Source organism: Streptomyces sp. NPDC058257, assembly GCF_042881845.1.
Lineage (GTDB): Bacteria > Actinomycetota > Actinomycetes > Streptomycetales > Streptomycetaceae > Streptomyces.
The window spans coordinates 36,905-59,085 of sequence record NZ_JBHVXJ010000019.1 but is presented as its reverse complement, the minus strand read 5'-3'; the positions used below and the strand labels follow the sequence as shown (position 1 = coordinate 59,085).

The following is a 22,181-nucleotide window of genomic DNA, read 5'->3' as shown; positions in this document are numbered from 1 at the left end:
GCGGTCCAGCCGGTCATGGAGCGCGGCTCTTTCCACCGAAGGGAGGCAGGCGGTGTCGCCGTCGCCGGTGTCGCAGCGGCGGCACCGCCGGGGGAGTTCCTCGCAGTTCCTCGCAGTTTCCCGCAGTTTCCCGCAGTTCCTTGCTGTCACTTGCAGTCACTTGCTGTCTATGCGGCCGATCGCCGTTCCGGCCTCGGCGAGGGCGGAGGCTGCCTTGTCCCAGCTGGTGTCGGACGGGTTCAGCGCGCTGCGCAGATAGGCGGTGGTCAGGCGCTGGAGGACAGCGACGCGCTCCGGGTTCTCGTCGGTGGTCTCCGCAGCTTCCCAGTTCGGGATACCGCCCAGGGAGTGTTCCGCACCGAACAGAGTGAGCAGGTCGGTGGCTCCGGGGCTGTGCGTGTAGGCGTCGGTGAACCAGTCCGGGCCGCGGCTGGACATCTTGGACTGGTCGCGGTCGCCGGCGACCACGAGCGTCGGCGTGGCCAGCTCGGCGAAGGACGGGTTCATGAACGGAAAGTGCTCCTTGGCGAACGGGTGCAGTTCCTCGCCGCCGATCCCGGTCGCGGCCAGCAGCACACCGGCCTTGACCCGCCGGTCCGCGTAGTCCCCGCCCACGTGCCCGAATCCGTCGAGGATGCGGGCACCGAGCAGCATCTGAACCGTCTGCCCGCCCCAGGAGTGGCCGGCGACGACGACCTGGTCCCGGTCCACCCGCCCGGCGAGCCCCGGTACGGCCGCTTCCACGGTGTCGAACTGGTCGAGAACGCGTTCCAGGTCCGCGTGCCGTTCGGTCCAGATCCGCCCGAACGCCGGGTCGTCGAATCCGATGCCGTTCCGCCGGGAATCCAGGTGGGTCGGCTGCACCACGACGAAGCCCCGCGATGCCCAGAACGCCGTCAGCGGAGCGTATCCGTCCAGCGACCAGCCGTTGCCGTGCGAGAACAGCAGTACCGGCAGGCTCTCACCGGTCACCGGTGCGGAGACCCGCACCGCGAGCGGAACGGCCCGGCCGGGGGCGTCCAGGGCGACGGGGGCGACGGACACGACTCGGTCGCCGGTGCCGACGACCTCGTCCAGGGCGTGCACGATCGGAGTATCGGTTGTTGCGGGAGCGCTGCTCATGAGAGTCCTCTGGTCTTTGCGTTCTGGGTTCCCGCCGCCCACAATGAAAGCGGAGCGACGCTCCGAACAATACGGAGCGCTGCTCCGCTTTGCAACGCCGCGACGAAAGTGCCCTCGATGACCGACCCGAACACCCCTGCCGCAGCGCCTCGCGGCAAGCGGACCGACGCTCGCCGCAACGAGCGGGTCCTGCTCGACGCGGCGGCGGCCGTATTCGTCACGCGCGGGGTCGACGCGCCGGTGCGGCTGATCGCGGCGGAGGCGGGTGTGGGGATGGGGACGATCTACCGGCACTTCCCGACCCGTCCCGCTCTGATCGCGGCGGTCTATCGCCATCAGGTCGAAGCGCTGGCCGAGGCCGGGCCGACCCTGTTGCGGGAGGCGGCGGAACCGAGCGCGGCGTTGCGGCGGTGGGTGGCCGGGTTCGTGGACTTCCTCGTCACCAAGCACGGGCTGGCCGGCGCCATGGGGGCCGATGCCGACGGCGCGGACGCCCTGCACCGGTACTTCCTCGACCAGTTGGTGCCCGTCTGCGACACCCTCCTGCATGCGGCGCTCGGCGACACCGGCACGGAACGGATCTCGGGGTTCATGCTCATGCGCGGCATCGGCAACCTCTGCATCGGCGCCGGTAACGACGCCCGCTACGACGCCGGCCGCTTGGTCGACCTGCTCGTCACCGGCCTTCTCGCCACCGAGCAGCCGAGCGGCCGTTCACGCTCCGCGGGAAACGCCGCTCACTGACCCCGCTCACTGACCCCGCTCACTGACCCCGCTCACTGACCCCGCGCGCTGACCTCGATCGATGGCTCCCGACTCAGCCGCATCGAGGCCCAGTTCATCGCCCTGCGCTGCGAACGTTGCTTGAAGCGGCGCTGGACGGGGGTGTACGCATTACGGGCTCGGCCGCTCCAGCGGCCGAGCCCGTAATGCGTACACCGACTGACGTTCAGGCGTCCGGGATGTCGCCCTTGGCGCGGACCAGCGTCTCGCGGCTCACGATCACGATGCGTTCGTAGTCCGCCCGCGAGGCGTCGGACGGAAGTTCCTTCTCGAGCGCCGCTGTTGCTTCTGTCCCGATCACGGCGAAGTTTCCGTCGCTGAGTTCGAATACATCGGGGCACGACTGTCCTGAGGCGCTGCCCCGCTGCTGGGGAGAGACTCCGATGCGACGCACGATCTTCAACGGTTATCCAGTCTGGGAGCGTTTGGGAGATCCGCGTCCGGGGTAGAACGCGCGCGCCCACAGTAGAGACTGGCGATGCCTTAGACAAGCCGGGTCAACTCGGCACGCGACGTCATCGAAGGGTTCAACTAGGCTTATTCGTACGGAGGTTCACCGACGACCCACCATTCGTCGGTGTCGGCCTCCTCCAGATCCTGGATGAGCTTGTCGACCATTCGGCCCAGGCGGGCCTCGTCCGAAGCATCGAGGAGGCTGGCCCGGTGCGGGCCGGTGGCCTTCCAGTAGCCGCGGAAGACCGGGTTCTGGCAGATCAGGCGCAGATGCCCGTGCACCTCTTCCCAGCTGAAGTTGCCGACGCGCCAGAACAGCAGTGCGTTGGTGTACACCGCGTTCGCGAACAGGTACTGCCGCAGGGTCCGGGCATCGAGAGGCATGTCGAAGGTGTCCAGGACAGCCGCCAGGTCGGGGTCGTCCATCGCCTTGCTGAGCATGTCGAACTGCAGTCGCTGCTGCGCGATCAGGTTGTCGTCGCGCTGGTGCTCGGACTGCTCCGCGCACGTGAGTCGCAGCCGCAGCGTCCCGTGCTTGCGTTGCTGAGCGGTCAGGGCCGCCAGAGCCCCGACGGCGAAAGCAAGGCCCGCGGATGCGGCGGACCCCAACCCCCGTGTCCCAAATTTCTGTGTGGCCATGTCAACCCCCGAATCGGCGACCGTCCGCCGGTCGTCGGATGCGGGTCGACAGGGTGAGGACCGGCGAGCGATGGGCGGCGCGCTTGCCGCCTCCTAGGATGCCGAGCGGCTCTGATCGGCAGGGAGGCGGAGAGGAGGCGCACGGAAGGCAGCAGTGTTCGCATGTCCCGACGCCGTGACCGATGTGTGCCCCGCCTGCGCCGCTAACAATCGTTCACTTCGCGGCCCCTCTACGCGCTCGTATGCTGGGGCGGCAGTCGTTCGTCGTACGCGAGCCGGGCACGCGCCGGTGCGCGCGTCAGTGTGAAAGGGGTCGCACGTTGACTCAGCCGGGTGCTCGCGCAGGTGCTCAACCGGGTGCGGGGCAGATCCCCGTCGTCGTCCTCACCGGTTTCCTGGGCTCCGGCAAGACGACGCTGCTCAATCATCTGCTCCACCGTAGCGGTGGCAGCCGTATCGGTGCGATCGTCAATGACTTCGGGTCCATCGAGATCGATGCCATGGCTGTCGCCGGGCAGCTGGGTGACTCCACCGTCTCGCTCGGCAACGGCTGCCTGTGCTGCGCCGTCGACGCCAGTGAGCTCGACGAGTATCTGGAGCGGCTCGCCCGGCCCTCCGCCCGGATCGACGTCATCGTCATCGAGGCCAGCGGGCTCGCCGAACCGCAGGAACTCGTGCGCATGGTGCTCGCCAGCGAGAATCCGCACATCGTGTACGGAGGGCTCGTCGAGGTCGTCGACGCCGCCGAGTTCGACTCCACCCGGCAGCGGCATCCCGAGGTCGACCGGCATCTGGGGATCGCTGATCTTGTCGTCGTCAACAAGGTCGACCGCGTCCCCGAGGCGGAGCGTGAGCGGATCCTCGGCGTCGTCCGGGGCTTCACCGATCGCGCGGCCGTGATCGCGGCCTCGTACGGACGTGTCGACGTGGAGCTGCTCCTGGACCGGAAGCCGGTGGGTGAGCGGATCGGGCAGCTGTCCTTCGATGACCTGCATCAGCACGACGACGCCGGGCAGCAAGAGGACGGCGGGCAGCACGAGTGCGGCGGGCAGGACGAGGACGGCGGGCACGACGGGCACCACGATCATCTGCACTCCGCCTACGAAAGCCTCGCCTTCTCCTGCGACGTGCCCATGAGCCCCCGGCCGTTCATGGCGCTCCTCGACAGTCGGCCCGAAGGGCTCTACCGCATCAAGGGGTACGTCGACTTCGGCGCCGCCGACCCGCGCAACAAGTACGCCGTGCACGCCGTGGGGCGGTTTCTGCGCTTCTACCCCGAGCCGTGGGCCCCGGGCGAGGCCCGTCTGACCCAGCTCGTCCTCATCGGGACGTGCGTCGACGTACCCGCTCTGGAGAAGGAGCTCGACGCCTGTCGTGCGTACGCCCCGCACGCTGATGCCGATGAGCACAGCATGTGGGGCGTACTGCGATACGTACAGGAACTCGATCCGGTGGAGTAAGCGGAGTAAGCGGGGCAAGCGGAGTAAGTGGGGCAAGCGGGGACAGGCGTGCTACGCCGGGCCCGCTACCGCCGCCACCGGCTTCGCCAAGGAGACTCCCGAGCCGTCGCGGCGCGGGTCGATCTCCGGCAGCTCGGCCGGCAGACCAGTGCGCTGGGCCGCGAGCGGCGGTGTCGGGCCCGCCCACGCGAAGCTCAGACAGTCCTCGCCCTTCAGGAAGCGCTGGACGCGCACGCCTCCCGTGGCCCGGCCCTTGCGGGGGTACTGGTCGAACGGCGTCACCTTGGCCGTCGTCTGCACCGAGTCGTCGAGCGTGCCGCGCGAGCCCGCCACCGTGAAGACCACGGCGTCCACGGCAGGGTCCACCGCCACGAAGGAGATGACCTTGACGCCGTCCGCGAGCTTGATGCCCGTCATGCCGCCCGCCGCACGGCCCTGCGGGCGCACCTGCGCGGCTTGGTACCGCAGGAGCTGGGCGTCGTCCGTGATGAAGACGAGGTCCTCCTCGGCCGTGCGCAGCTCGGCCGCGCCGATGATCCGGTCACCGTCCTTGAGGGTGATGACCTCCAGCTCCTCCTTGTGGGACGGATAGTCCGGGACCACGCGCTTGACCACGCCCTGTTCGGTGCCGAGGGCCAGGCCCGGTGAGGACTCGTCCAGGGTCATCAGGCAGATCAGGCTCTCGTCGCCCTCCAGGGAGAGCAGCTCCGAAACCGGCGCGCCTCCGGAGAGGTTGGGCGCCGCATGCGTCTCCGGGAGCTGCGGGAGGTCGACTACGGAGAGGCGCAACAGCCGTCCCTCGGACGTCACCGCGCCCACCTCGCCCCGCGCGGTCGCGGGGACGGCGGAGACGATCACGTCGTGCTTGACGCGCTTGGTGTCGCTCTCGGCGAACGGCTCGCCGTTGGCCGTGCGGGCAAGGAGGCCGGTCGAGGAGAGGAGCACGCGGCACGGGTCGTCCGCCACCTGCAGCGAGACCGTGGGCGCCGGGGTGCTCGCCGACTCCAGGAGGACCGTGCGCCGGTCCGTGCCGAACTTCTTGGCCACGGCGGCCAGTTCGGCGGAGACCAGCTTGCGCAGCTCCGCGTCCGACTCCAGGATCCGGGTCAGCTCGTCGATCTCGGCCTTGAGCTTGTCGCGCTCGGACTCCAGCTCGATGCGGTCGAACTTGGTCAGGCGGCGCAGCGGAGTGTCCAGGATGTACTGCGTCTGGATCTCGCTCAGCGAGAAGCGCTCGATCAGGCGCTCCTTGGCCTGTGCGGAGTTGTCGCTGGAGCGGATGAGGCGGATGACCTCGTCGATGTCCAGGAGGGCGACGAGGAGCCCCTCGACCAGGTGCAGCCTGGCCTGCTTCTTGCCGCGGCGGAACTCGCTGCGGCGGCGCACGACGGTGAAGCGGTGGTCGAGATAGACCTCAAGAAGTTCCTTGAGGCCGAGTGTGAGGGGCTGGCCGTCCACCAGGGCCACGTTGTTGATGCCGAAGGACTCCTCCATCGGCGTCAGTTTGTAGAGCTGCTCCAGGACGGCCTCGGGGACGAAGCCGTTCTTGATCTCGATGACCAGGCGCAGGCCGTGCGAGCGGTCCGTGAGGTCCTTGACGTCGGCGATGCCCTGGAGCTTCTTCGAGCCGACCAGGTCCTTGATCTTCGAGATGACCTTCTCGGGGCCTACGGAGAAGGGCAGTTCCGTCACGACCAGGCCCTTGCGGCGGGCCGTCACGTTCTCGACGGCGACCGTCGCGCGGATCTTGAAGGTGCCGCGCCCTGATTCGTACGCGTCCCTGACCCCGGACAGGCCGACGATGCGGCCACCCGTGGGCAGGTCGGGACCCGGCACGAAACGCATCAGCGTCTCCAGGTCGGCCCCGGGGTGCTTGATCAGGTGGCGGGCGGCGGCGATGACCTCGCCGAGGTTGTGCGGCGGCATGTTCGTCGCCATGCCGACGGCGATGCCCGACGCGCCGTTGACCAGAAGGTTCGGATAGGCCGCCGGAAGGGTGACCGGCTCCTGCTCCTGGCCGTCGTAGTTCGACTCGAAATCGACTGTGTTCTCTTCGATCGACTCCGTCATCAAGGACGTCGCGTCGGCCATCTTGCACTCGGTGTACCGCATGGCGGCCGGCGGGTCGTCGTTGCCGAGCGAGCCGAAGTTGCCGTGTCCGTCCACCAGGGGCAGACGCATGGAGAAGGGCTGGGCCATGCGCACCAGGGCGTCGTAGATCGACGCGTCGCCGTGCGGGTGCAACTTACCCATGACCTCGCCGACGACGCGGGCGCACTTCACATAGCCGCGGTCGGGGCGCAGGCCCATCTCGTTCATTTGATACACGATCCTGCGGTGCACCGGCTTCATGCCGTCGCGGGCGTCCGGCAGGGCGCGCGAGTAGATGACCGAATACGCGTACTCGAGGAAGGATCCCTGCATCTCGTCGACGACGTCGATGTCGAGGATCTTCTCCTCGAACGACTCGTCGGGCTGCGGGGTCTTCGTGCTGCGGCGGGCCATCGCTGCTGCGGCTCCTTCACGGTGTCTGCCAGGGCATCAACGGGATCTGACGCCGACCATTGTGCTCTGTCCCACTGACAACGCCGACCACGACCCGGACTTCGGCCGTGACTACGCCGAGCGCGGAGCGGGAACTTCACCGGTTGTCAGCACGCTTGCATACAGTGGCACGACTGGCAGAATTTCCAGCTTTTCGCGATCGAAGGGACGTACATGCCCATGGGTCACACGGCCACAGCCGAGGCCGGCTCCGGCGGCCTGACAGCGACCGAGCACCGGCTGGCCAACGGCCTGCGCGTGGTGCTCTCCGAGGACCACCTGACCCCGGCCGCCGCGGTCTGCCTCTGGTACGACGTCGGCTCGCGCCACGAGGTCAAGGGGCGTACGGGCCTCGCCCACCTCTTCGAGCACCTGATGTTCCAGGGCTCGAAGCAGGTGCACGGCAACGGCCACTTCGAGCTGGTGCAGGGTGCGGGCGGGTCGCTCAACGGCACCACGAGCTTCGAGCGCACCAACTATTTCGAGACCATGCCCACACACCAGCTCGAGCTGGCCCTGTGGCTGGAAGCCGACCGGATGGGCTCACTGCTCTCCGCGCTCGACGAAGAATCCATGGAGAACCAGCGGGACGTCGTCAAGAACGAGCGCCGCCAGCGCTACGACAACGTTCCCTACGGCACGGCGTTCGAGAAGCTGACCGCCCTCTCGTACCCCGAGGGCCACCCCTACCACCACACCCCGATCGGCTCCATGGCCGACCTGGACGCGGCGACGCTCGAAGACGCGCGGAACTTCTTCCGTACGTACTACGCGCCCAACAACGCAGTCCTGTCGGTCGTCGGCGACATCGACCCGCAGGAGACCCTCGCCTGGGTCGAGCGGTACTTCGGGTCCATCCCCTCGCACGACGGCAAGCAGCCGCCGCGCGACGGCTCGCTGCCCGACACGATCGGCAAGGAGCTGCGCGAGGTCGTCGAGGAAGAGGTACCGGCCCGCGCCCTGATGGCCGCCTACCGCCTCCCGGAGGACGGCACGCGCGCGTGCGACGCGGCCGACCTGGCGCTCACGGTCCTGGGCAGCGGCGAGTCGTCGCGGCTCTACAACCGCCTCGTGCGCCGCGACCGCACCGCCGTGGCGGCAGGTTTCGGCCTGCTGCGCCTCGCCGGAGCCCCCTCGCTCGGCTGGCTCGACGTGAAGACGTCCGGCGACGTCGAGGTCCCCGTCATCGAGGCGGCCGTCGACGAGGAGCTCGCCCGCTTCGCGGAAGAGGGCCCCACCGACGAGGAGATGGAGCGCGCCCAGGCACAACTGGAGCGCGAGTGGCTGGACAGGCTCTCCACGGTGGCGGGACGCGCGGACGAACTGTGCCGGTACGCGGTCCTGTTCGGCGACCCGCAGCTCGCCCTGACAGCCGTCAAGCGCGTCCTCGACGTCACGGCGGAAGAGGTCAAGGCGGCCGCGGCGGCCCGCCTGCGCCCCGACAACCGCGCGGTGCTCGTGTACGAGCCCACCGAGGGCTCAGCGGCCCCCGAAGGCGCCGAAGCCACTGACGAGGACGAAGAGGAGGCGGCGAAGTGACCGAGGCCGCGACGATGCAGTTCCACCCCCAGCCCCAGGCGGGCACCGCACGGCCGTGGGCCTTCCCCGCGCCCGAGCGCGCCACCCTGGACAACGGCCTCACCGTGCTGCGCTGCCACCGCCCCGGCCAGCAGGTCGTCGCCGTGGAGATCCACCTCGAGGCGCCGCTCGACGCCGAGCCCGCGGGCCTGGACGGCGTCGCCACGATCATGGCGAGGGCCTTCAACGAAGGCACCGACAAGCACTCCGCCGAGGACTTCGCCGCGGAACTCGACCGCTGCGGCGCCTCCATGGACGCGCACGCCGACCACCCCGGCGTGCGTGTCTCCCTCGAAGTCCCGGTCTCGCGCCTCCCGAAGGCGCTCGGCCTGCTCGCCGACGCCCTGCGCGCCCCCGCCTTCGCGGACAGCGAGATCGAACGCCTCGTGCGCAACCGCCTGGACGAGATTCCGCACGAGGCCGCCAACCCGGGGCGCCGCGCCGCCAAGGAGCTCTCCCGGCAGCTGTTCCCGGCGACGTCGCGCATGTCGCGCCCCCGCCAGGGCACCGAGGAGACGGTCACCGCCATCGACTCGGCGGCGGTGCGTGCCTTCTACGAGAAGCATGTGCGTCCCGCCACTGCCACCGCGGTCGTCGTGGGCGACCTGACCGGCGTCGACCTGGACGCCGTCCTCGCCGACACCATCGGCGCCTGGACGGGCGGCACGGCCCAGCCGCGCCCGGTGCCCCCGGTGACCGCCGACGACACCGGGCGTGTCGTCATCGTGGACCGCCCCGGCGCCGTCCAGACGCAGCTGCTCATCGGCCGCGTGGGACCGGACCGGCACGACCGCGTCTGGCCCGCGCAGGTGCTCGGCACGTACTGCCTCGGCGGCACCCTCACCTCGCGCCTCGACCGCGTCCTGCGCGAGGAGAAGGGATACACCTACGGCGTACGGTCCTTCGCCCAGGTCCTGCGTTCCGCCCCGGACGGCACAGGTGCCGCGATGCTGGCCATCAGCGGCTCGGTGGACACCGAGTCCACGGGACCGGCCCTCGAAGACCTGTGGAAGGTGCTTCGCACCCTCGCCGCCGACGGTCTGACGGACGCCGAGCGCGATGTCGCCGTGCAGAACCTGGTGGGCGTCGCCCCGCTCAAGTACGAGATGGCGGCGTCCGTCGCCGCCACTCTCGCCGATCAGGTCGAGCAGCACCTTCCGGACGACTTCCAGGCGCAGTTGTACCGCCGGCTGGCCGCGACCGGCACCGTGGAGGCCACCGCCGCCGTGGTGAGCGCCTTCCCCGAGGACCGCCTGGTGACGGTGCTCGTCGGTGACGCCGCGCAGATCGAGGAGCCCGTCAGGGCGCTCGGCATCGGTGAAGTGAGTGTGGTCACGGGCTGAGTGACAGTCAGGACATATCGGGACCCCAGTGGCTGGAATTTGCTACTGGGGTCCTCATATGTCCGAATTAGTATGGAGGTTACGTGTCTGCCCTGTGGCGTGCGCTACAAAAACTCTGATCCGTTTGTCGTTTGAAAGACGCCCCGCTTAGCGTCGGTCCGGCTGTTCGTCATGCAGTACGCCGCACCCGCGGCACCGGACAGTCATCGCCGAGTCCCCGTACGGCGCGAGCCAGGGGAGCCGGGGACCCACATGTCCCCTTGGGGTGAATCGGGAACCTTGCCGTGAGGCGAGGGACTCGTAGGAGACCTTCCTGCTCCGAACCCGTCAGCTAACCCGGTAGGCGAGAAGGAAGGAAAGGATCAGCCGCTTCATGGCGTTCACCCGTGCCACCGGGAAGCACCGTCGCCCCAGCCGCCTCACGCGCACGACCGCGAACGTGGCGGGCGTCGCCGCCCTCACCACCACCGGTGTCATAGGAGGCCTGGCCGCTCCGGCCCTCGCCGCCGACGACGCCGCGGCTCTTGAGCACACCGGCCTCACCCAGGCGGTCTCCGTCGGCGACTCGCTCGCCGCCAGCGTCGACGCGCAGGCCGCCGCCCAGCAGCAGGCCGCCGACGACGCGGCAGCGGCCAAGAAGGCCGAAGAAGCCGCCAAGAAGAAGGCCGAGGAGGCCAAGCGCAAGGCCGAGGCCGAGGCGAAGGCCAAGGCCAAGAAGGAGCGCGAGGCCAAGGAGCGCGCCGCTCGCGAGGCCGAGCGCAAGCGCCTCAACAGCTACGTCTCCCCGATCACCGGCTCGTACGTCTCCACGGGCTACCAGACCGGCGGCGGCATGTGGTCCTCCGGCAGCCACACCGGCATCGACTTCCACGCCGCGTCCGGCACCTCGGTCCACGCGGTCGGTTCCGGCACCGTCGTCGAGGCCGGCTGGGGCGGTGCCTACGGCAACAACGTGGTCATCAAGATGAACGACGGCACGTACACCCAGTACGGCCACATGTCGTCCCTCGGTGTCACCGTCGGCCAGGCCGTCACCCCGGGCCAGCAGATCGGCCTCTCGGGCTCCACCGGCAACTCCAGCGGCCCGCACCTCCACTTCGAGGCCCGGACCGGCGCGGACTACGGCACGGACATCGACCCGATCGCGTACCTCCGCTCGCACGACGTCGGCGTCTGATCCACCGAACGCCGATCCACCGAACGCCGATCCAGCGAACGCTGATCCAGCGAACGCTGATCCACTGAAAGCCCCGGCTCGTCGAGAGCCGGGGCTTTCGCCGTACCGCCGTAGCCGTAGCCGTAGCCGTAGCCGTACTTGTACCCGTACCCGCGCCGATCGCCTTTGGCCAAAATATATCCATGAATTTCGGCCTGCCATCGGAAATTCGGCCGCTCTGCAATAGGGTCACTGAAAAGGCGTCGATCGACCGCGTTTCGCGGGGATTAAGGCGGAGGTCAGGTCATGCGCATTCCCGCGCACTCGGTATGCACGGCCATCCGGGACGACATCGTCTCCGGTGTCTACGAACGGGGTGGCCGACTCACCGAGGAACTGCTCGCACGCCGCTATGGAGTCTCCCGCGTCCCCGTGCGCGAGGCCCTGCGCACCCTGGAGGCCGAGGGGTTCGTCGTCACGCGCAGGCACGCGGGCGCGTGCGTCGCGGAGCCCACCGAGCAGGAGGCGGCCGACCTCCTGGAGATACGCATGCTCCTGGAGCCGCTGGGGGCGGCCCGCGCCGCTCAGCGCCGCACGGAGGCGCATCTGAAGGTCCTGCGCGGACTCGTCAGGCTCGGCCAGGAGCGTTCGAGGGGCGGTCGGAGCGACGACCTGCGCTCCCTGGGCGGCTGGTTCCACGAGACGCTCGCCCAGTCGTCCGGCAGCCCGGGTCTCACAGCGCTGCTCACCCAGCTCCGGCACAAGATCGCCTGGATGTACGTCGTCGAGACACCGGCCGCTCCCGCGGAGTCCTGGGCGGAGCACGCCGCGATCGTCGACGCGGTCGCCCGCGGGGACGCGGAACGGGCCAGGTCGCTCGCGGCGGCCCACGCGGAACGGGCGGCGGCCGCGCACCGGCCGCGCTTTCGCCCGCAAGGTCACCGGGCCGCGGGACGAGATCGTGTGAGGGATTCGCAACATGCCGTAAACACGGTGGGCCTCCGGCATTAACAGAGGCGCCGTATACAAAGAAGTGCTATTCGGCGGGGGACTATTTCGGCTGCCCGAATGTGGCACGTTCAGGGAATGCGGCTCTGATATTCGGCAGCTGGAAACAGAAGCACCGAAGGGCCCGCCCCTATTCAGCGCGGGCCCTTCGGCGTATGAGTACCAGTCTTTACTAGACGGTCTCGGGGAGCTCTTCGAGGCCGTCCGCGACCAGCTTCGCCAGACGGTCGAGAGCGGCGTCCGCGCCCTCGGCGTCGGAGGCGAGCACGATCTCCTCGCCGCCCTGCGCGCCCAGACCGAGCACCGCGAGCATGGAGGCGGCGTTCACGGGGTTGCCGTCAGCCTTGGCGATCGTCACGGGGACGCCGGCGGCGGTGGCCGCGCGGACGAAGATGGAGGCGGGTCGGGCGTGAAGGCCCTCGGCCCAGCCGACGTTGACGCGGCGCTCAGCCATGTGTTGCTGCCCTTCCAGATGTCTCACACTTGTCTAGACCAGTGTCTCATGCGATCACATGTGCTCCGCCGGCCGTCGGCCCGTACGGTGCCGACCGACGGGCCCTGCTCCGCCGACCGTACGTCCTCGTGCCGCGGGCCCACGTCCCGCCCTTCGACGACTCCTAGCCTGCCCCGGCCGAGGCGCCCCCGCGACCCGTACCCTGGGCCTCATGCAGACCCCGTCGGAACGGCAGGCATATCCCTCCCACTGGGAAGCCGACGTCGTCCTGCGTGACGGAGGCACCGCCCGGATCAGGCCCATCACGGCCGAGGACGCGGATCGCCTGGTCAGTTTCTACGAGCAGGTCTCGGACGAGTCGAAGTACTACCGCTTCTTCGCCCCCTACCCGCGCCTGTCCGCCAAGGACGTCCACCGCTTCACCCATCACGACCAGGTGGACCGGGTGGGTCTGGCGGCCACGGTGGGCGGCGAGTTCATCGCCACCGTGCGCTTCGACCGGATCGACTCCCGCGGCATGTCCGCGAGCGCGCCCGCCGACGAGGCCGAGGTCGCCTTCCTGGTGCAGGACGCCCACCAGGGCAGGGGCGTCGCCTCCACCCTCCTGGAACACATCGCGGCCGTCGCCAGGGAGCGCGGCATCCGCCGCTTCGCCGCCGAGGTGCTGCCCGCCAACACCAAGATGATCAAGGTGTTCACGGACGCGGGCTACCAGCAGAAACGCAGCTTCGAGGACGGCGTCGTACGACTCGAATTCGATCTGGAGCCGACCGACCGCTCGCTCGCCGTGCAGCGCGCCCGTGAGCAGCGGGCCGAGGCGCGGTCGGTGCAGCGGCTGCTCACGCCGGGTTCGGTCGCCGTGATCGGCGTCGGGCGCACGCCGGGCGGCGTGGGGCGCAGCGTCCTTCGCAATCTGCGCGAGGCGGGCTTCACGGGGCGCCTGTACGCGGTGAACAGCGCGTTCGGGGAGGGCGAGGAGGGGGGCGAGGTCGACGGGGTGCCTGCCTACCGCTCCGTGCGGGACATCGACGGGCCCGTCGAGCTCGCCGTCGTCACGGTGCCCGCCGAGCGGGTGCCGCAGGCCGTCGCCGAGTGCGGTGAGCGCGGGGTGCTCGGGCTCGTCGTGATCTCCGCCGGGTACGCGGAGAGCGGCCCCGAAGGGCGTGAGCGGCAGCGCGAACTGGTGCGTCAGGCGCGGTCGTACGGCACGCGCATCCTCGGCCCGAACGCCTTCGGGGTCATCAACACGTCGCCCGACGTACGGCTCAACGCCTCGCTCGCCCCGCGTCCGCCCGCGCGCGGCAGGATCGGCCTCTTCACCCAGTCCGGCGCGATCGGCATCGCGCTCCTCTCGGGCCTGCACCGGCGCGGCGCGGGCCTGTCGACCTTCGTGAGCGCGGGCAACCGCGCGGACGTTTCCGGCAACGACGTGCTCCAGTACTGGTACGAGGACCCGGACACCGATGTCGCCCTGATGTACCTCGAATCCATCGGCAACCCGCGCAAGTTCACGCGGCTCGCCCGGCGCGCGGCGACGGCGAAGCCGCTGGTCGTGGTGCAGGGGGCGCGGCACAGCGGGATCGCGCCCACGGGGCACGCCGTGCAGGCCACGCGGCTTCCGCATGCCACGGTGTCGGCGCTGCTGCGCCAGGCGGGGGTCATCCGGGTCGACACCGTCACCGAGATGGTGGATGCGGGGCTGCTGCTCGCGGGGCAGCCGTTGCCCTCCGGGCCGCGGGTGGCGATTCTCGGGAACTCCGAGTCGCTCGGGCTCCTCACGTACGACGCGTGTGTCGCCGACGGGCTTCGGCCGCTGCCCGCGCGGGACCTGACCACGGGGGCCACCCCGGATGACTTCCGGGGCGCTCTCGCCGAGGCGCTGTCGGACGATGCCTGCGACGCCGTGATCGTCACGGCGATCCCCTGGGTGGGGGAGGACGGGGCCACGGGGTCGCCCGAGGGCGAGGAGCTCGCCGCCGCGCTGCGGGAGGCGGCTGCCGGTTGCCCGGCGAAGCCGGTGGCCGTGGTCCACGTCGAACTCGGCGGGCTCGCCGAAGCGCTGGCCGCGGCGACGCGTACTCGCCCTGACGCCGCTGCGCCTGTCCCCGGCGGTGAGGGCTGCGCCCACCCTTCCCCGAGCTCTCAACTTCGTTCGGGCAGGGAAGGCCCCCATCGCCCTGCGGGACGCCCGCCCACAGCGACGGCGGCTTCAGCGGGTGGCCCCGCGGCGCAGGTACCCACCGCGCCCGCAGCGCAGGCCGCCACCGTGCCCGCGGTCGCCGTCCCCGCCCCGGAGCCCGAAGCCGGACCCGGCCCGGCGCAGGCGTACCGCATCCCCGCCTACCCCGCCGCCGAGCGCGCCGTCCGCGCCCTTGCCGAAGCCGTCAAGTACGCCCAGTGGCGGCGGGACGCCAAGGCGCCCGGGAAGGTTCATGAGTACGAGGACATCGACGAGAGCGGCGTCGCCCGGCGGATCGACGAGCTTCTCGTGGAGCAGGGTGACCCCCGTGGCGCCACTCTCGCCGAGGGTGACGCCCGCGAACTGCTCGGGCGGTACGGCATCGACGTACGCGAGGCGCTGCCAGCGCCCGACCCCGACGCGGCCGTGGCGGCCGCCCGTGCGCTCGGCTACCCCGTGGCCCTCAAGACCACGGCCCCGCACCTGCGCCACCGCGCCGACCTCGGCGGCGTGCGGCTCGATCTGGCGGACGAGGAGCAACTGCGCCGCGCCTACGCCGAACTGACCGACGCCTTCGGCAAGCCCGTCGAGCTGCGCCCCGTCGTGCAGCCGATGGCGCCCCGAGGTGTCGACACCGTCGTCCGCGCGGTGATCGACCCGGCGGCCGGAGCGGTGCTCTCGTTCGGTCTCGCCGGCGCCCCGTCCGAGCTGCTCGGCGACACCGGACACCGGCTGATCCCGGTCACCGAGCGCGACGCGGGCTCCCTGGTCAGATCCATCCGGACCGCCCCGCTCCTCTTCGGCTGGCGCGGCTCGGCGCCCGTGGACACCCCGGCTCTCGAAGAACTGCTCCAGCGGGTCTCGCGCCTCGTGGACGATCACCCCGAGGTGGTCGCCGTGTCCCTGGAACCCGTGGTCGTCGCCCAGCGCGGCCTCTCCGTGCTCGGCGCCTCCGTGCGGCTCGCGCCCCCGCCCGCGCGCAGTGACCTCGGCCCGCGGACCCTGCCCGGGTACTGAGGCGGCCGGTGGGGAACCGTGGGCCCTCCGCCGGGTCGTAGGATGGACGGTATGGCAAAGACCGGTACGACGACCCAGGGGCTGCGCGCGGCGATCGAGCGCAGCGGCTACTACCCGGCCCTCGTGGCCGAGGCGGTGGAGGCCGCGATCGGCGGCGATCCCATCGGGTCGTACCTGGTCCACCAGGAGACCACGTTCGACGCGAACGAAGTCCGCAGGCACGTGACGGTCCTCGTCCTGACCGGCACCCGCTTCATCGTCAGCCACACGGACGAGCAGGCGGCGGACAGCACATCGCCGACGCCGTACGCGACGACCTCCACGGAGTCCGTGAAGATCGGCCGGATCTCGTCGGTCGTCGTCAGCCGCGTCGTCGCCAACCCCGAGAAGTACGTCCCCGGCTCGCTGCCCCGCGAGGTCGTCCTGACCATCGGCTGGGGCGCCGTGTCGCGCATCGACCTGGAGCCCGCCGCCTGTGGCGATCCCAACTGCGAGGCGGACCACGGCTACACCGGCAGCTCCACCGCCGACGACCTCAGCCTCCGTGTCAGCGAGGCGGGCGACGGCCCGGACGCCGTGCGCCAGACCCTGGCGTTCGCGCAGGCGCTTTCCGAGGCGACCGCGGAGACCGCCCGCTGATGTCCCTGCCCGCCTGGGATGACGTAGAGCCGCTCTCCCTCGACTCCGCACCCCTGCCCGAGTACGGCGCGGGCTCGCTCGCCGACCTGCTGCCCACGCTCGTCGCGCACCAGGGCGTCGACGGCTTCACGCCCGTCATCCCGGAACTCGCGCCCGCCGACCGGAACTGCGTCTTCCTGATCGACGGCCTCGGCTGGGAGCAGCTCCGCGCCCATCCGGCCGAGGCGCCCTTTCTGACCTCGCTCATCAGTTCCTCGCGAGGCGGCACGGGCCGTCCGATCACCGCGGGCTTCCCCGCCACCACCGCGACCTCCCTCGCTTCGGTCGGCACGGGCCTGCCGCCCGCGTCGCACGGCCTGCCCGGCTACACGGTCCGCAATCCCGCCACCGGCGAGCTGATGAACCAGCTCCGCTGGAACCCGTGGACGGACCCGCGCAAGTGGCAGCCGTACCCCACCGTCTTCCAGCAGGCCCACGCCGCGGGCGTGCACACCGCCCAGGTGTCGTCCCCGACCTTCCAGAACACTCCGCTCACCAAGATCGCCCTGAGCGGCGGCAGCTTCCGCGGCAAGCTCTCCGGCGAGGACCGCATGGACCTCGCGGCCGAGCAACTTGGCGCGGGCGACCGGTCGTTGGTCTACACGTACTACGCGGAGGTCGACGGCAAGGGGCATCGCTTCGGCGTCGACTCCGACGCCTGGCGCGGCCAGCTCATGTACGTCGACCGCCTGGTCCAGCGACTTGCCGAGCAACTCCCGCCGCGCAGTGCCCTGTACGTCACCGCCGACCACGGCATGCTCGACATCCCCTTCGACGAGCGGTCCCGTATCGACTTCGACGAGGACTGGGAGCTGAGCGCGGGCGTCGCCCTCCTCGGCGGCGAGGGCCGTGCGCGCCATGTGTACGCGGTGCCGGGCGCCGAGAACGACGTCCTGACCGTATGGCGCGAGGTGCTCGGCGAGCAGTTCTGGGTGGCGAGCCGGGACGAGGCCATCGCCGCGGGCTGGTTCGGTCCTTCCGGCGCCGTCGACGAGCGGGTGTACGCACGCATCGGCGATGTCGTCGCGGCCGCCCACGACGACGTGGCGATCATCGCTACCAAGAAGGAACCGAAGGAGTCGGCCCTCGTCGGCATGCACGGCTCCATGACCCCCGTCGAGCAGCTCGTGCCGCTCATCGAAGTACGCCCCTGACCGGACACCCGGTGCGCACCGCCCCCGTACGTACGCCTCGAAAGGCCTCAACTCCCCATGCCCGAGCTGGTGTTCTTCTCCGGAACGATGGACTGCGGAAAGAGCACCCTGGCTCTGCAGATCGAGCACAACCGCTCGGCCCGCGGCCTGAAGGGGATGATCTTCACCCGTGACGACCGCGCGGGCGAGGGCAAGCTCTCCTCGCGGCTCGGCCTCGTCACGGACGCGATCGAGGCCGCGGAGGACTTCGACTTCTACGCCCACCTCGTCGACCACCTCTCCCGGGGCGGCCGCGCGGACTATGTGATCGCGGACGAGGCGCAGTTCCTCGCCCCGGGACAGATCGACCAGCTGGCCCGCGTCGTCGACGACCTGGGGCTCGACGTCTTCGCCTTCGGCATCACCACGGACTTCCGCTCCAAGCTCTTCCCCGGCTCGCAGCGCCTGGTCGAACTCGCCGACCGTGTCGAGGTGTTGCAGGTCGAGGCCCTGTGCTGGTGCGGCGCCCGCGCCACCCACAACGCCCGCACCATAGGGGGCGAGATGGTCGTCGAAGGCGCCCAGGTCGTCATCGGCGACGTCAACCACGCGGCGGACGAGGTGGGTTACGAGGTGCTGTGCCGCCGTCACCATCGCAAGCGGACGACGAGCGCCACCTCCCACGCGGCGGCCCTGTCGCCGGACGTCCTGCCGGTCACTCCCGGTTGATCGCTTCGGGGCCCCTGTGGCGAGAATCGGCGCCTCGATGTGTGGGCCCTGGGGCCGCCCTTCGCCGTACAAGCGCATGCGCACACGCATGAATTCATCATGTTGAAGGCATGACGGCGAGGATTCCCCGGTCGGTGGGCAGTGGCCGAGACTCGAAGGTGCCAAGGATTCGGTCACCCGCCCAAAGGACTGCCATGGACATCGTTCCCGAGCTCTCGCCGTTCTTCCGCGGTCCACAGCACTTGGTGCACAAGCCGGACAGCCCTGAGGCCTTCCTCCTCGATGTGGGCTCGCCCGTGCGGCAGAGCTTCACGTACGCCACCGAACTGCCCGAGGGCCACCCGCTGTTCGGCGACATGGCGGCCCCCTTCCACGATCTGCTCTTCCCGGTCGAGGCACTGCGGCACGCCGCGCTGTTCGCGGCCCGGCAGTACTTCCGGGTACCGCCGCAGCGGATCACCGCGGTCTCCGCCAGCGGCACGGAGATCACCGACGTGGCTCCGTGGCGGCGGTCCGACGGGCCCGCGTTGATCGCGCTCGAACTCGCCCTCACCCCGGTCAACGTGATCACAGGAGTACCCCGTGGCCTGGAGTGCGAGGCCACCGTGTCGATCGGCGGCCGGCGCTGCGGAACGGCGGGGGCCGAGCTCGTCTTCCTCTCGCCCGGAGTGCACCGCGGCCACCGCGAGGCGGGGCGGCGGCAGAGCGAGCAGAGCCTCCTCGCCGGGTGCGGGCAGATCCCCGTGTCCGGTGTACCCGCGCCTGAACACGTGGGGCGGCGCAGCGCCCGCAACGTACTCGTGGGGCTGCCGGTCGAGGGCGACGACGAGCGGCTCGTCTTCCCCGTGGACCTGGAGGCGGCGGGCCAGGTGCTCGGCGACGAGGTGCCCGCGGCGCTGTTCCTGGAGGCCTCGCGGCAAGCGGCCCTGATGGCCGCCGCCGAGCTGCACGGATTCATCCCTTCGCACGCGCTGCTCACCCGCTGGCACGGCGCCTTCCGCGGCTTCGCCGAGCCCGCGCTCCCACTGCGCTGTGCGGTGCGCGCGGAGAAGCCGGACGCCCGGGGCGCCGTACGGAATGCCGCCGGGTCACCCACGGCCCGGTTGCGCCTGGAGTTCCTGCAGGGCGACCGCGAAGTGGCCCAGGTGTCCGCGTCCGTACTGCAGGACTGCTAGGCACGCCATGCGATTCAGAGTGCTCGGACCGGTACGGATGGCGCCGCGGGCGCCGACCGCGGCCAAGCCGCGGGTGGTGCTCGCCACCCTGCTGATGCAGGGCAACAGCGTGGTCTCGACACATACCCTCATCGACGAACTGTGGAGCACCGAGCCGCCCCGCACGGCCGCGACCACCCTGCAGGTCTACGTCTCCCATCTGCGCAAGGCACTCGTGGATGGCGTCGGGGACGAGGCGCAGCCGCTGCTCACCGTGCCGCCCGGCTATCTGATCCGGGTCGCCGCCGACGACCTCGACCTGCTGGTCTTCGAGACGCTGCGGGACGAAGGGCGGGCGGCCTACGCGCGCAAGGACTACGCGGAGGCGTCCCGGCGGCTCGCGCGGGCGCTTGCCCTGTGGACGGGCCCCGCGCTCTCCGGTATTCCGCACGGGCCGACCCTGGAGACCTCCGCCATCCGGCTCAACGAGCTGCGCCTGGAGGTCCTGGAGCAGCGCGTCTCCGCAGATCTGCGCCTGGGCCGCCACCAGGAACTGATCGGTGAGCTCATGGCGCTCGCCCATGACCACCCCCTGCGCGAGACCGTGCACTGCCATCTGATGGTCGCGCTGTACCGCTCGGGGAGGCAGTCGGACGCCCTGCACGTGTACCACCGGGCCCGACGCGGGCTCGTCGACGAACTCGGGGTGGAACCCGGCCCCGTGATGAGCCGCCTCCTGGAGCGGATTCTCGCCTCCGACTCCTCACTGACCTGGCAGGGGAACACCCCCGGTACCGCCGAAGCTCCCCCCAGGACTCCGCCGGGCCCGGAGGGGCCCGTGGTGCGGCTGCCGGAACCGGTGGACCACTTCACCGGGCGCGCGGCCCAACTCTCCCTGGGGAGGCGGTTCCTGGAAGGGGCCGGGCCGCTGCCGGGGCGGGTGCTCGCGATGTCGGGGCGGGCCGGGGCCGGGAAGACCGCGCTCGCCGGGCGCCTCGCGCACGACGCGGGCGACCTCTTCCCCGACGGCCGTGTGCTGCTGTTGCTGCGTGACGCCGGGGGGCGCGCGCTGACCCCGCATGCCGCCCTGACGACGCTGCTGCGCCGACTGGGAGGCGGCAAGGGGGAGGCGGGGCCCGTGGTGGGTGACGGGTCCGGGGCGTCCGCTGTCGCTCCGGAGGCCGAAGCCGCCGATCTCGTCTACGAGTCGACCAAGGGCCGCAAGATGCTCTTCGTGCTCGACGACGCGGTGTCCGAGGCGCAGGTGCGGCCGGTTCTCGCGGCGCTGCCCGACAGCACGGTCCTGCTGACCGGTCGGCATGCGCTCGGCGCCCTCGACGGCGTACAGCACCTCGTTCTCGACGTGTTCGGCCCGCAGGAGGCGGAGGAGCTCCTGGTGCGGTGCGGCGGCCCCGCGATGAGCGAGGACCCGGTATCGGTCAGCGAGACCGCCCGGCTGTGCGGCAATCTGCCGCTCGCGCTGCGGGTGGCCGCCGCGGGGCTCGCCGCGCGTCCGCACTGGAGCGCCGCGGACCTCGTCGGGCGGCTCGCCGACGAGCGGACCAGGCTCACCTCGCTGGAGCTCGGCGACCTCGACGTGCGCAGCAGTCTGCTGACCGCCTACCGGGACGTGGGGATACAGGGGCGGCAGGCCTTCCGGCTCCTCGGTCTCGCCCCGCTGCCCGACTTCCCGCTGTGGAGCGCGGCGGCGCTGCTCGCCACGGATCTCGCGGAGGCCGAGCGGCACGCCGAGGAGCTGGTGCGCGCCCAACTCCTGGAGGCCAGGCCCCACTCCGGGCAGCTGACGACGGTCCGCTACAGCTTCCACCCCCTGCTGCGGTCCCTGTCCCTGGAACTCCTCGACAAGCGGCCGGTGTCGGCGACCGACCGGCTCGGCCGTGCGTTCCTGGCCCTCGCGCGCCGCGCCGACGCCCTGCTCGCGCCCGGGCGCGACCCTCTCGGGGACTCCCTGGAACCGTCGGCCGGTATCCACCCCGACGCACTGATCGGATCCGCGCCGCTCCAGTGGTTCCGGGAGGAGGCCGCGGGCCTTCTGGAGACCGTGCGGCAGGCGCACGCGGCGGGGCTCTGGCAGCTCTGCTTCGCCCTGGCATCCGCGTCGGCGGGCTACTACGAGGCCGCGGCGCTGTGGGACGACTGGGAGCAGGGGCACCAACTCGCCCTGGACGCGGCCCGGCAGGCCGGTGACCCACGGGCGGAGGCCGCTGTGCTGCGCTCCCTCGGCGATCTGGCGTGGCAGCGGCAGGAGACGGCGACAGCCATCGACCGTTACCGCCTCGCCTGGCACCTCTTCACCCGCTGCGGGGACCGTGTGTCCGCCGCCCGCTGTCTGTCCGGCGAGGCGGACGTCATGCTCGGACAGGGCCGTGGGGCGCGCGCCGAGCGCTGCTACGTGCGCGCGCTGTCGGCCGGGCAGGCGGAGAACGACCCCCGGGGCACCGCCGACGCCCTGCGCGGCCTGGCCCTCGTGGCGCTGCGGGAGGGGCGCACCGCCGAGGCCCGCGGTCGGCTCGCCGAGTGCGCGGCGCAGGCCCGGCGTGCGGGGGACCGGCGCTGGGAGGAGTACGCCACGCGCACGCTGGGCGCCGTGGACGCGACGGCGGCCGTGGGCCGTGAGGCGGACACCGCGGGCCGGCCGCTGGAGGTCAGACCGGGCGTGTGGCTGCTTCCGGCGCTCGGTCCTGTCCTGCCCCGAGCGACCTGACCTGTGGGTTGTCGGAGCCGGCGTAC

General features: G+C 70.9%; 17 protein-coding genes and 1 riboswitch. Of the genes, 12 read left to right on the top strand and 5 right to left on the bottom strand.

Translation table 11 applies throughout. The annotated features are described in order from the left end of the window. Window positions 1-156: 156 nt before the first annotated feature. A complete protein-coding gene (locus ACFVXC_RS33140; RefSeq protein WP_389912969.1) occupies window positions 157-1,122 on the bottom strand; it encodes an alpha/beta hydrolase family protein in 966 nt (321 codons plus the stop codon). 117 nt (window positions 1,123-1,239) lie between these two features. Between ACFVXC_RS33140 and ACFVXC_RS33135 the strand changes: the two genes are divergently transcribed. After that, on the top strand, window positions 1,240-1,866 hold the full coding sequence (locus ACFVXC_RS33135) for a TetR/AcrR family transcriptional regulator (protein ID WP_389912966.1): 627 nt from the start codon (window positions 1,240-1,242) through the stop codon (window positions 1,864-1,866). Between the two features lie 205 nt (window positions 1,867-2,071). Here the strand turns inward: ACFVXC_RS33135 and ACFVXC_RS33130 are convergent, their stop codons facing one another. Further along, entirely contained in the window at window positions 2,072-2,308 is a 237-nt protein-coding gene (locus ACFVXC_RS33130) for a hypothetical protein (RefSeq protein WP_389912963.1), read from the bottom strand. Between the two features lie 134 nt (window positions 2,309-2,442). Continuing rightward, complete coding sequence (locus ACFVXC_RS33125; RefSeq protein WP_389912960.1) at window positions 2,443-2,967, bottom strand: DUF6082 family protein; 525 nt, start codon at window positions 2,965-2,967, stop codon at window positions 2,443-2,445. Between the two features lie 350 nt (window positions 2,968-3,317). On the opposite strand from ACFVXC_RS33125, the gene ACFVXC_RS33120 reads away from it, so the two are divergent. Next, entirely contained in the window at window positions 3,318-4,457 is a 1,140-nt protein-coding gene (locus ACFVXC_RS33120; protein WP_389912957.1) for a CobW family GTP-binding protein, read from the top strand. A gap of 51 nt (window positions 4,458-4,508) precedes the next feature. Here ACFVXC_RS33120 and ACFVXC_RS33115 read toward each other — a convergent pair whose 3' ends face one another. Next, on the bottom strand, window positions 4,509-6,962 hold the full coding sequence (locus ACFVXC_RS33115) for a DNA topoisomerase (ATP-hydrolyzing) subunit A (RefSeq protein ID WP_389912954.1): 2,454 nt from the start codon (window positions 6,960-6,962) through the stop codon (window positions 4,509-4,511). 213 nt (window positions 6,963-7,175) lie between these two features. Here ACFVXC_RS33115 and ACFVXC_RS33110 point away from each other — a divergent pair, with 213 nt between their 5' ends. The 4 genes from ACFVXC_RS33110 to ACFVXC_RS33095 all read left to right on the top strand — a co-directional run bounded on the left by ACFVXC_RS33110 (window position 7,176) and on the right by ACFVXC_RS33095 (window position 12,089). After that, a complete protein-coding gene (locus ACFVXC_RS33110; RefSeq protein WP_389912951.1) occupies window positions 7,176-8,540 on the top strand; it encodes a M16 family metallopeptidase in 1,365 nt (454 codons plus the stop codon). Further along, window positions 8,537-9,922, top strand: coding sequence for a M16 family metallopeptidase (locus ACFVXC_RS33105; RefSeq protein ID WP_389912949.1), 1,386 nt, complete (start codon window positions 8,537-8,539; stop codon window positions 9,920-9,922). Before ACFVXC_RS33110 ends, ACFVXC_RS33105 begins: the two co-directional genes overlap by 4 nt. A gap of 197 nt (window positions 9,923-10,119) precedes the next feature. Beyond that, a riboswitch (cyclic di-AMP (ydaO/yuaA leader) is annotated at window positions 10,120-10,283 on the top strand. 12 nt (window positions 10,284-10,295) lie between these two features. Beyond that, the gene (locus ACFVXC_RS33100) at window positions 10,296-11,099 is read left to right on the top strand and encodes a M23 family metallopeptidase (RefSeq protein ID WP_389912947.1); all 804 of its coding nucleotides are present in this window, start codon (window positions 10,296-10,298) and stop codon (window positions 11,097-11,099) included. Between the two features lie 285 nt (window positions 11,100-11,384). Further along, on the top strand, window positions 11,385-12,089 hold the full coding sequence (locus ACFVXC_RS33095) for a GntR family transcriptional regulator (RefSeq protein WP_389912944.1): 705 nt from the start codon (window positions 11,385-11,387) through the stop codon (window positions 12,087-12,089). A 169-nt stretch (window positions 12,090-12,258) separates the two neighbouring features. Here ACFVXC_RS33095 and ACFVXC_RS33090 read toward each other — a convergent pair whose 3' ends face one another. Then, window positions 12,259-12,540 (bottom strand): HPr family phosphocarrier protein, encoded by a 282-nt coding sequence (locus ACFVXC_RS33090; RefSeq protein WP_190085156.1) that lies wholly within the window; start codon window positions 12,538-12,540, stop codon window positions 12,259-12,261. A 211-nt stretch (window positions 12,541-12,751) separates the two neighbouring features. On the opposite strand from ACFVXC_RS33090, the gene ACFVXC_RS33085 reads away from it, so the two are divergent. The 6 genes from ACFVXC_RS33085 to ACFVXC_RS33060 all read left to right on the top strand — a co-directional run bounded on the left by ACFVXC_RS33085 (window position 12,752) and on the right by ACFVXC_RS33060 (window position 22,155). Next, window positions 12,752-15,736 carry a GNAT family N-acetyltransferase gene (locus ACFVXC_RS33085; RefSeq protein WP_389912941.1) on the top strand — a complete coding sequence of 995 codons (2,985 nt, stop codon included), beginning with the start codon at window positions 12,752-12,754 and terminating at the stop codon, window positions 15,734-15,736. A gap of 51 nt (window positions 15,737-15,787) precedes the next feature. Further along, complete coding sequence (locus ACFVXC_RS33080) at window positions 15,788-16,375, top strand: DUF5998 family protein (RefSeq protein ID WP_389912938.1); 588 nt, start codon at window positions 15,788-15,790, stop codon at window positions 16,373-16,375. Continuing rightward, the gene (locus ACFVXC_RS33075) at window positions 16,375-17,568 is read left to right on the top strand and encodes an alkaline phosphatase family protein (protein WP_389912935.1); all 1,194 of its coding nucleotides are present in this window, start codon (window positions 16,375-16,377) and stop codon (window positions 17,566-17,568) included. The genes ACFVXC_RS33080 and ACFVXC_RS33075 overlap by 1 nt, the downstream gene beginning before the upstream one ends. 57 nt (window positions 17,569-17,625) lie before the next feature. Continuing rightward, on the top strand, window positions 17,626-18,276 hold the full coding sequence (locus ACFVXC_RS33070; RefSeq protein ID WP_389912932.1) for a thymidine kinase: 651 nt from the start codon (window positions 17,626-17,628) through the stop codon (window positions 18,274-18,276). 194 nt (window positions 18,277-18,470) lie between these two features. After that, on the top strand, window positions 18,471-19,451 hold the full coding sequence (locus ACFVXC_RS33065; RefSeq protein ID WP_389912929.1) for an AfsA-related hotdog domain-containing protein: 981 nt from the start codon (window positions 18,471-18,473) through the stop codon (window positions 19,449-19,451). Window positions 19,452-19,458: 7 nt separating this feature from the next. After that, window positions 19,459-22,155, top strand: a complete 2,697-nt coding sequence (locus ACFVXC_RS33060) for a BTAD domain-containing putative transcriptional regulator (RefSeq protein ID WP_389912927.1) — start codon at window positions 19,459-19,461, stop codon at window positions 22,153-22,155. Window positions 22,156-22,181: the final 26 nt, after the last annotated feature.

Bases quoted from the DNA above. Each gene is read 5' to 3' on its own strand.
- ACFVXC_RS33060 (WP_389912927.1), top strand. From the start codon at position 19,459: ATGCGATTCAGAGTGCTCGGACCGGTACGGATGGCGCCGCGGGCGCCG.
- ACFVXC_RS33100 (WP_389912947.1), top strand. From the start codon at position 10,296: ATGGCGTTCACCCGTGCCACCGGGAAGCACCGTCGCCCCAGCCGCCTC.
- ACFVXC_RS33110 (WP_389912951.1), top strand. From the start codon at position 7,176: ATGCCCATGGGTCACACGGCCACAGCCGAGGCCGGCTCCGGCGGCCTG.
- ACFVXC_RS33140 (WP_389912969.1), bottom strand. From the start codon at position 1,122: ATGAGCAGCGCTCCCGCAACAACCGATACTCCGATCGTGCACGCCCTG.
- ACFVXC_RS33085 (WP_389912941.1), top strand. From the start codon at position 12,752: ATGCAGACCCCGTCGGAACGGCAGGCATATCCCTCCCACTGGGAAGCC.
- ACFVXC_RS33095 (WP_389912944.1), top strand. From the start codon at position 11,385: ATGCGCATTCCCGCGCACTCGGTATGCACGGCCATCCGGGACGACATC.
- ACFVXC_RS33115 (WP_389912954.1), bottom strand. From the start codon at position 6,962: ATGGCCCGCCGCAGCACGAAGACCCCGCAGCCCGACGAGTCGTTCGAG.
- ACFVXC_RS33065 (WP_389912929.1), top strand. From the start codon at position 18,471: ATGGACATCGTTCCCGAGCTCTCGCCGTTCTTCCGCGGTCCACAGCAC.
- ACFVXC_RS33070 (WP_389912932.1), top strand. From the start codon at position 17,626: ATGCCCGAGCTGGTGTTCTTCTCCGGAACGATGGACTGCGGAAAGAGC.
- ACFVXC_RS33090 (WP_190085156.1), bottom strand. From the start codon at position 12,540: ATGGCTGAGCGCCGCGTCAACGTCGGCTGGGCCGAGGGCCTTCACGCC.
- ACFVXC_RS33080 (WP_389912938.1), top strand. From the start codon at position 15,788: ATGGCAAAGACCGGTACGACGACCCAGGGGCTGCGCGCGGCGATCGAG.
- ACFVXC_RS33135 (WP_389912966.1), top strand. From the start codon at position 1,240: ATGACCGACCCGAACACCCCTGCCGCAGCGCCTCGCGGCAAGCGGACC.
- ACFVXC_RS33075 (WP_389912935.1), top strand. From the start codon at position 16,375: ATGTCCCTGCCCGCCTGGGATGACGTAGAGCCGCTCTCCCTCGACTCC.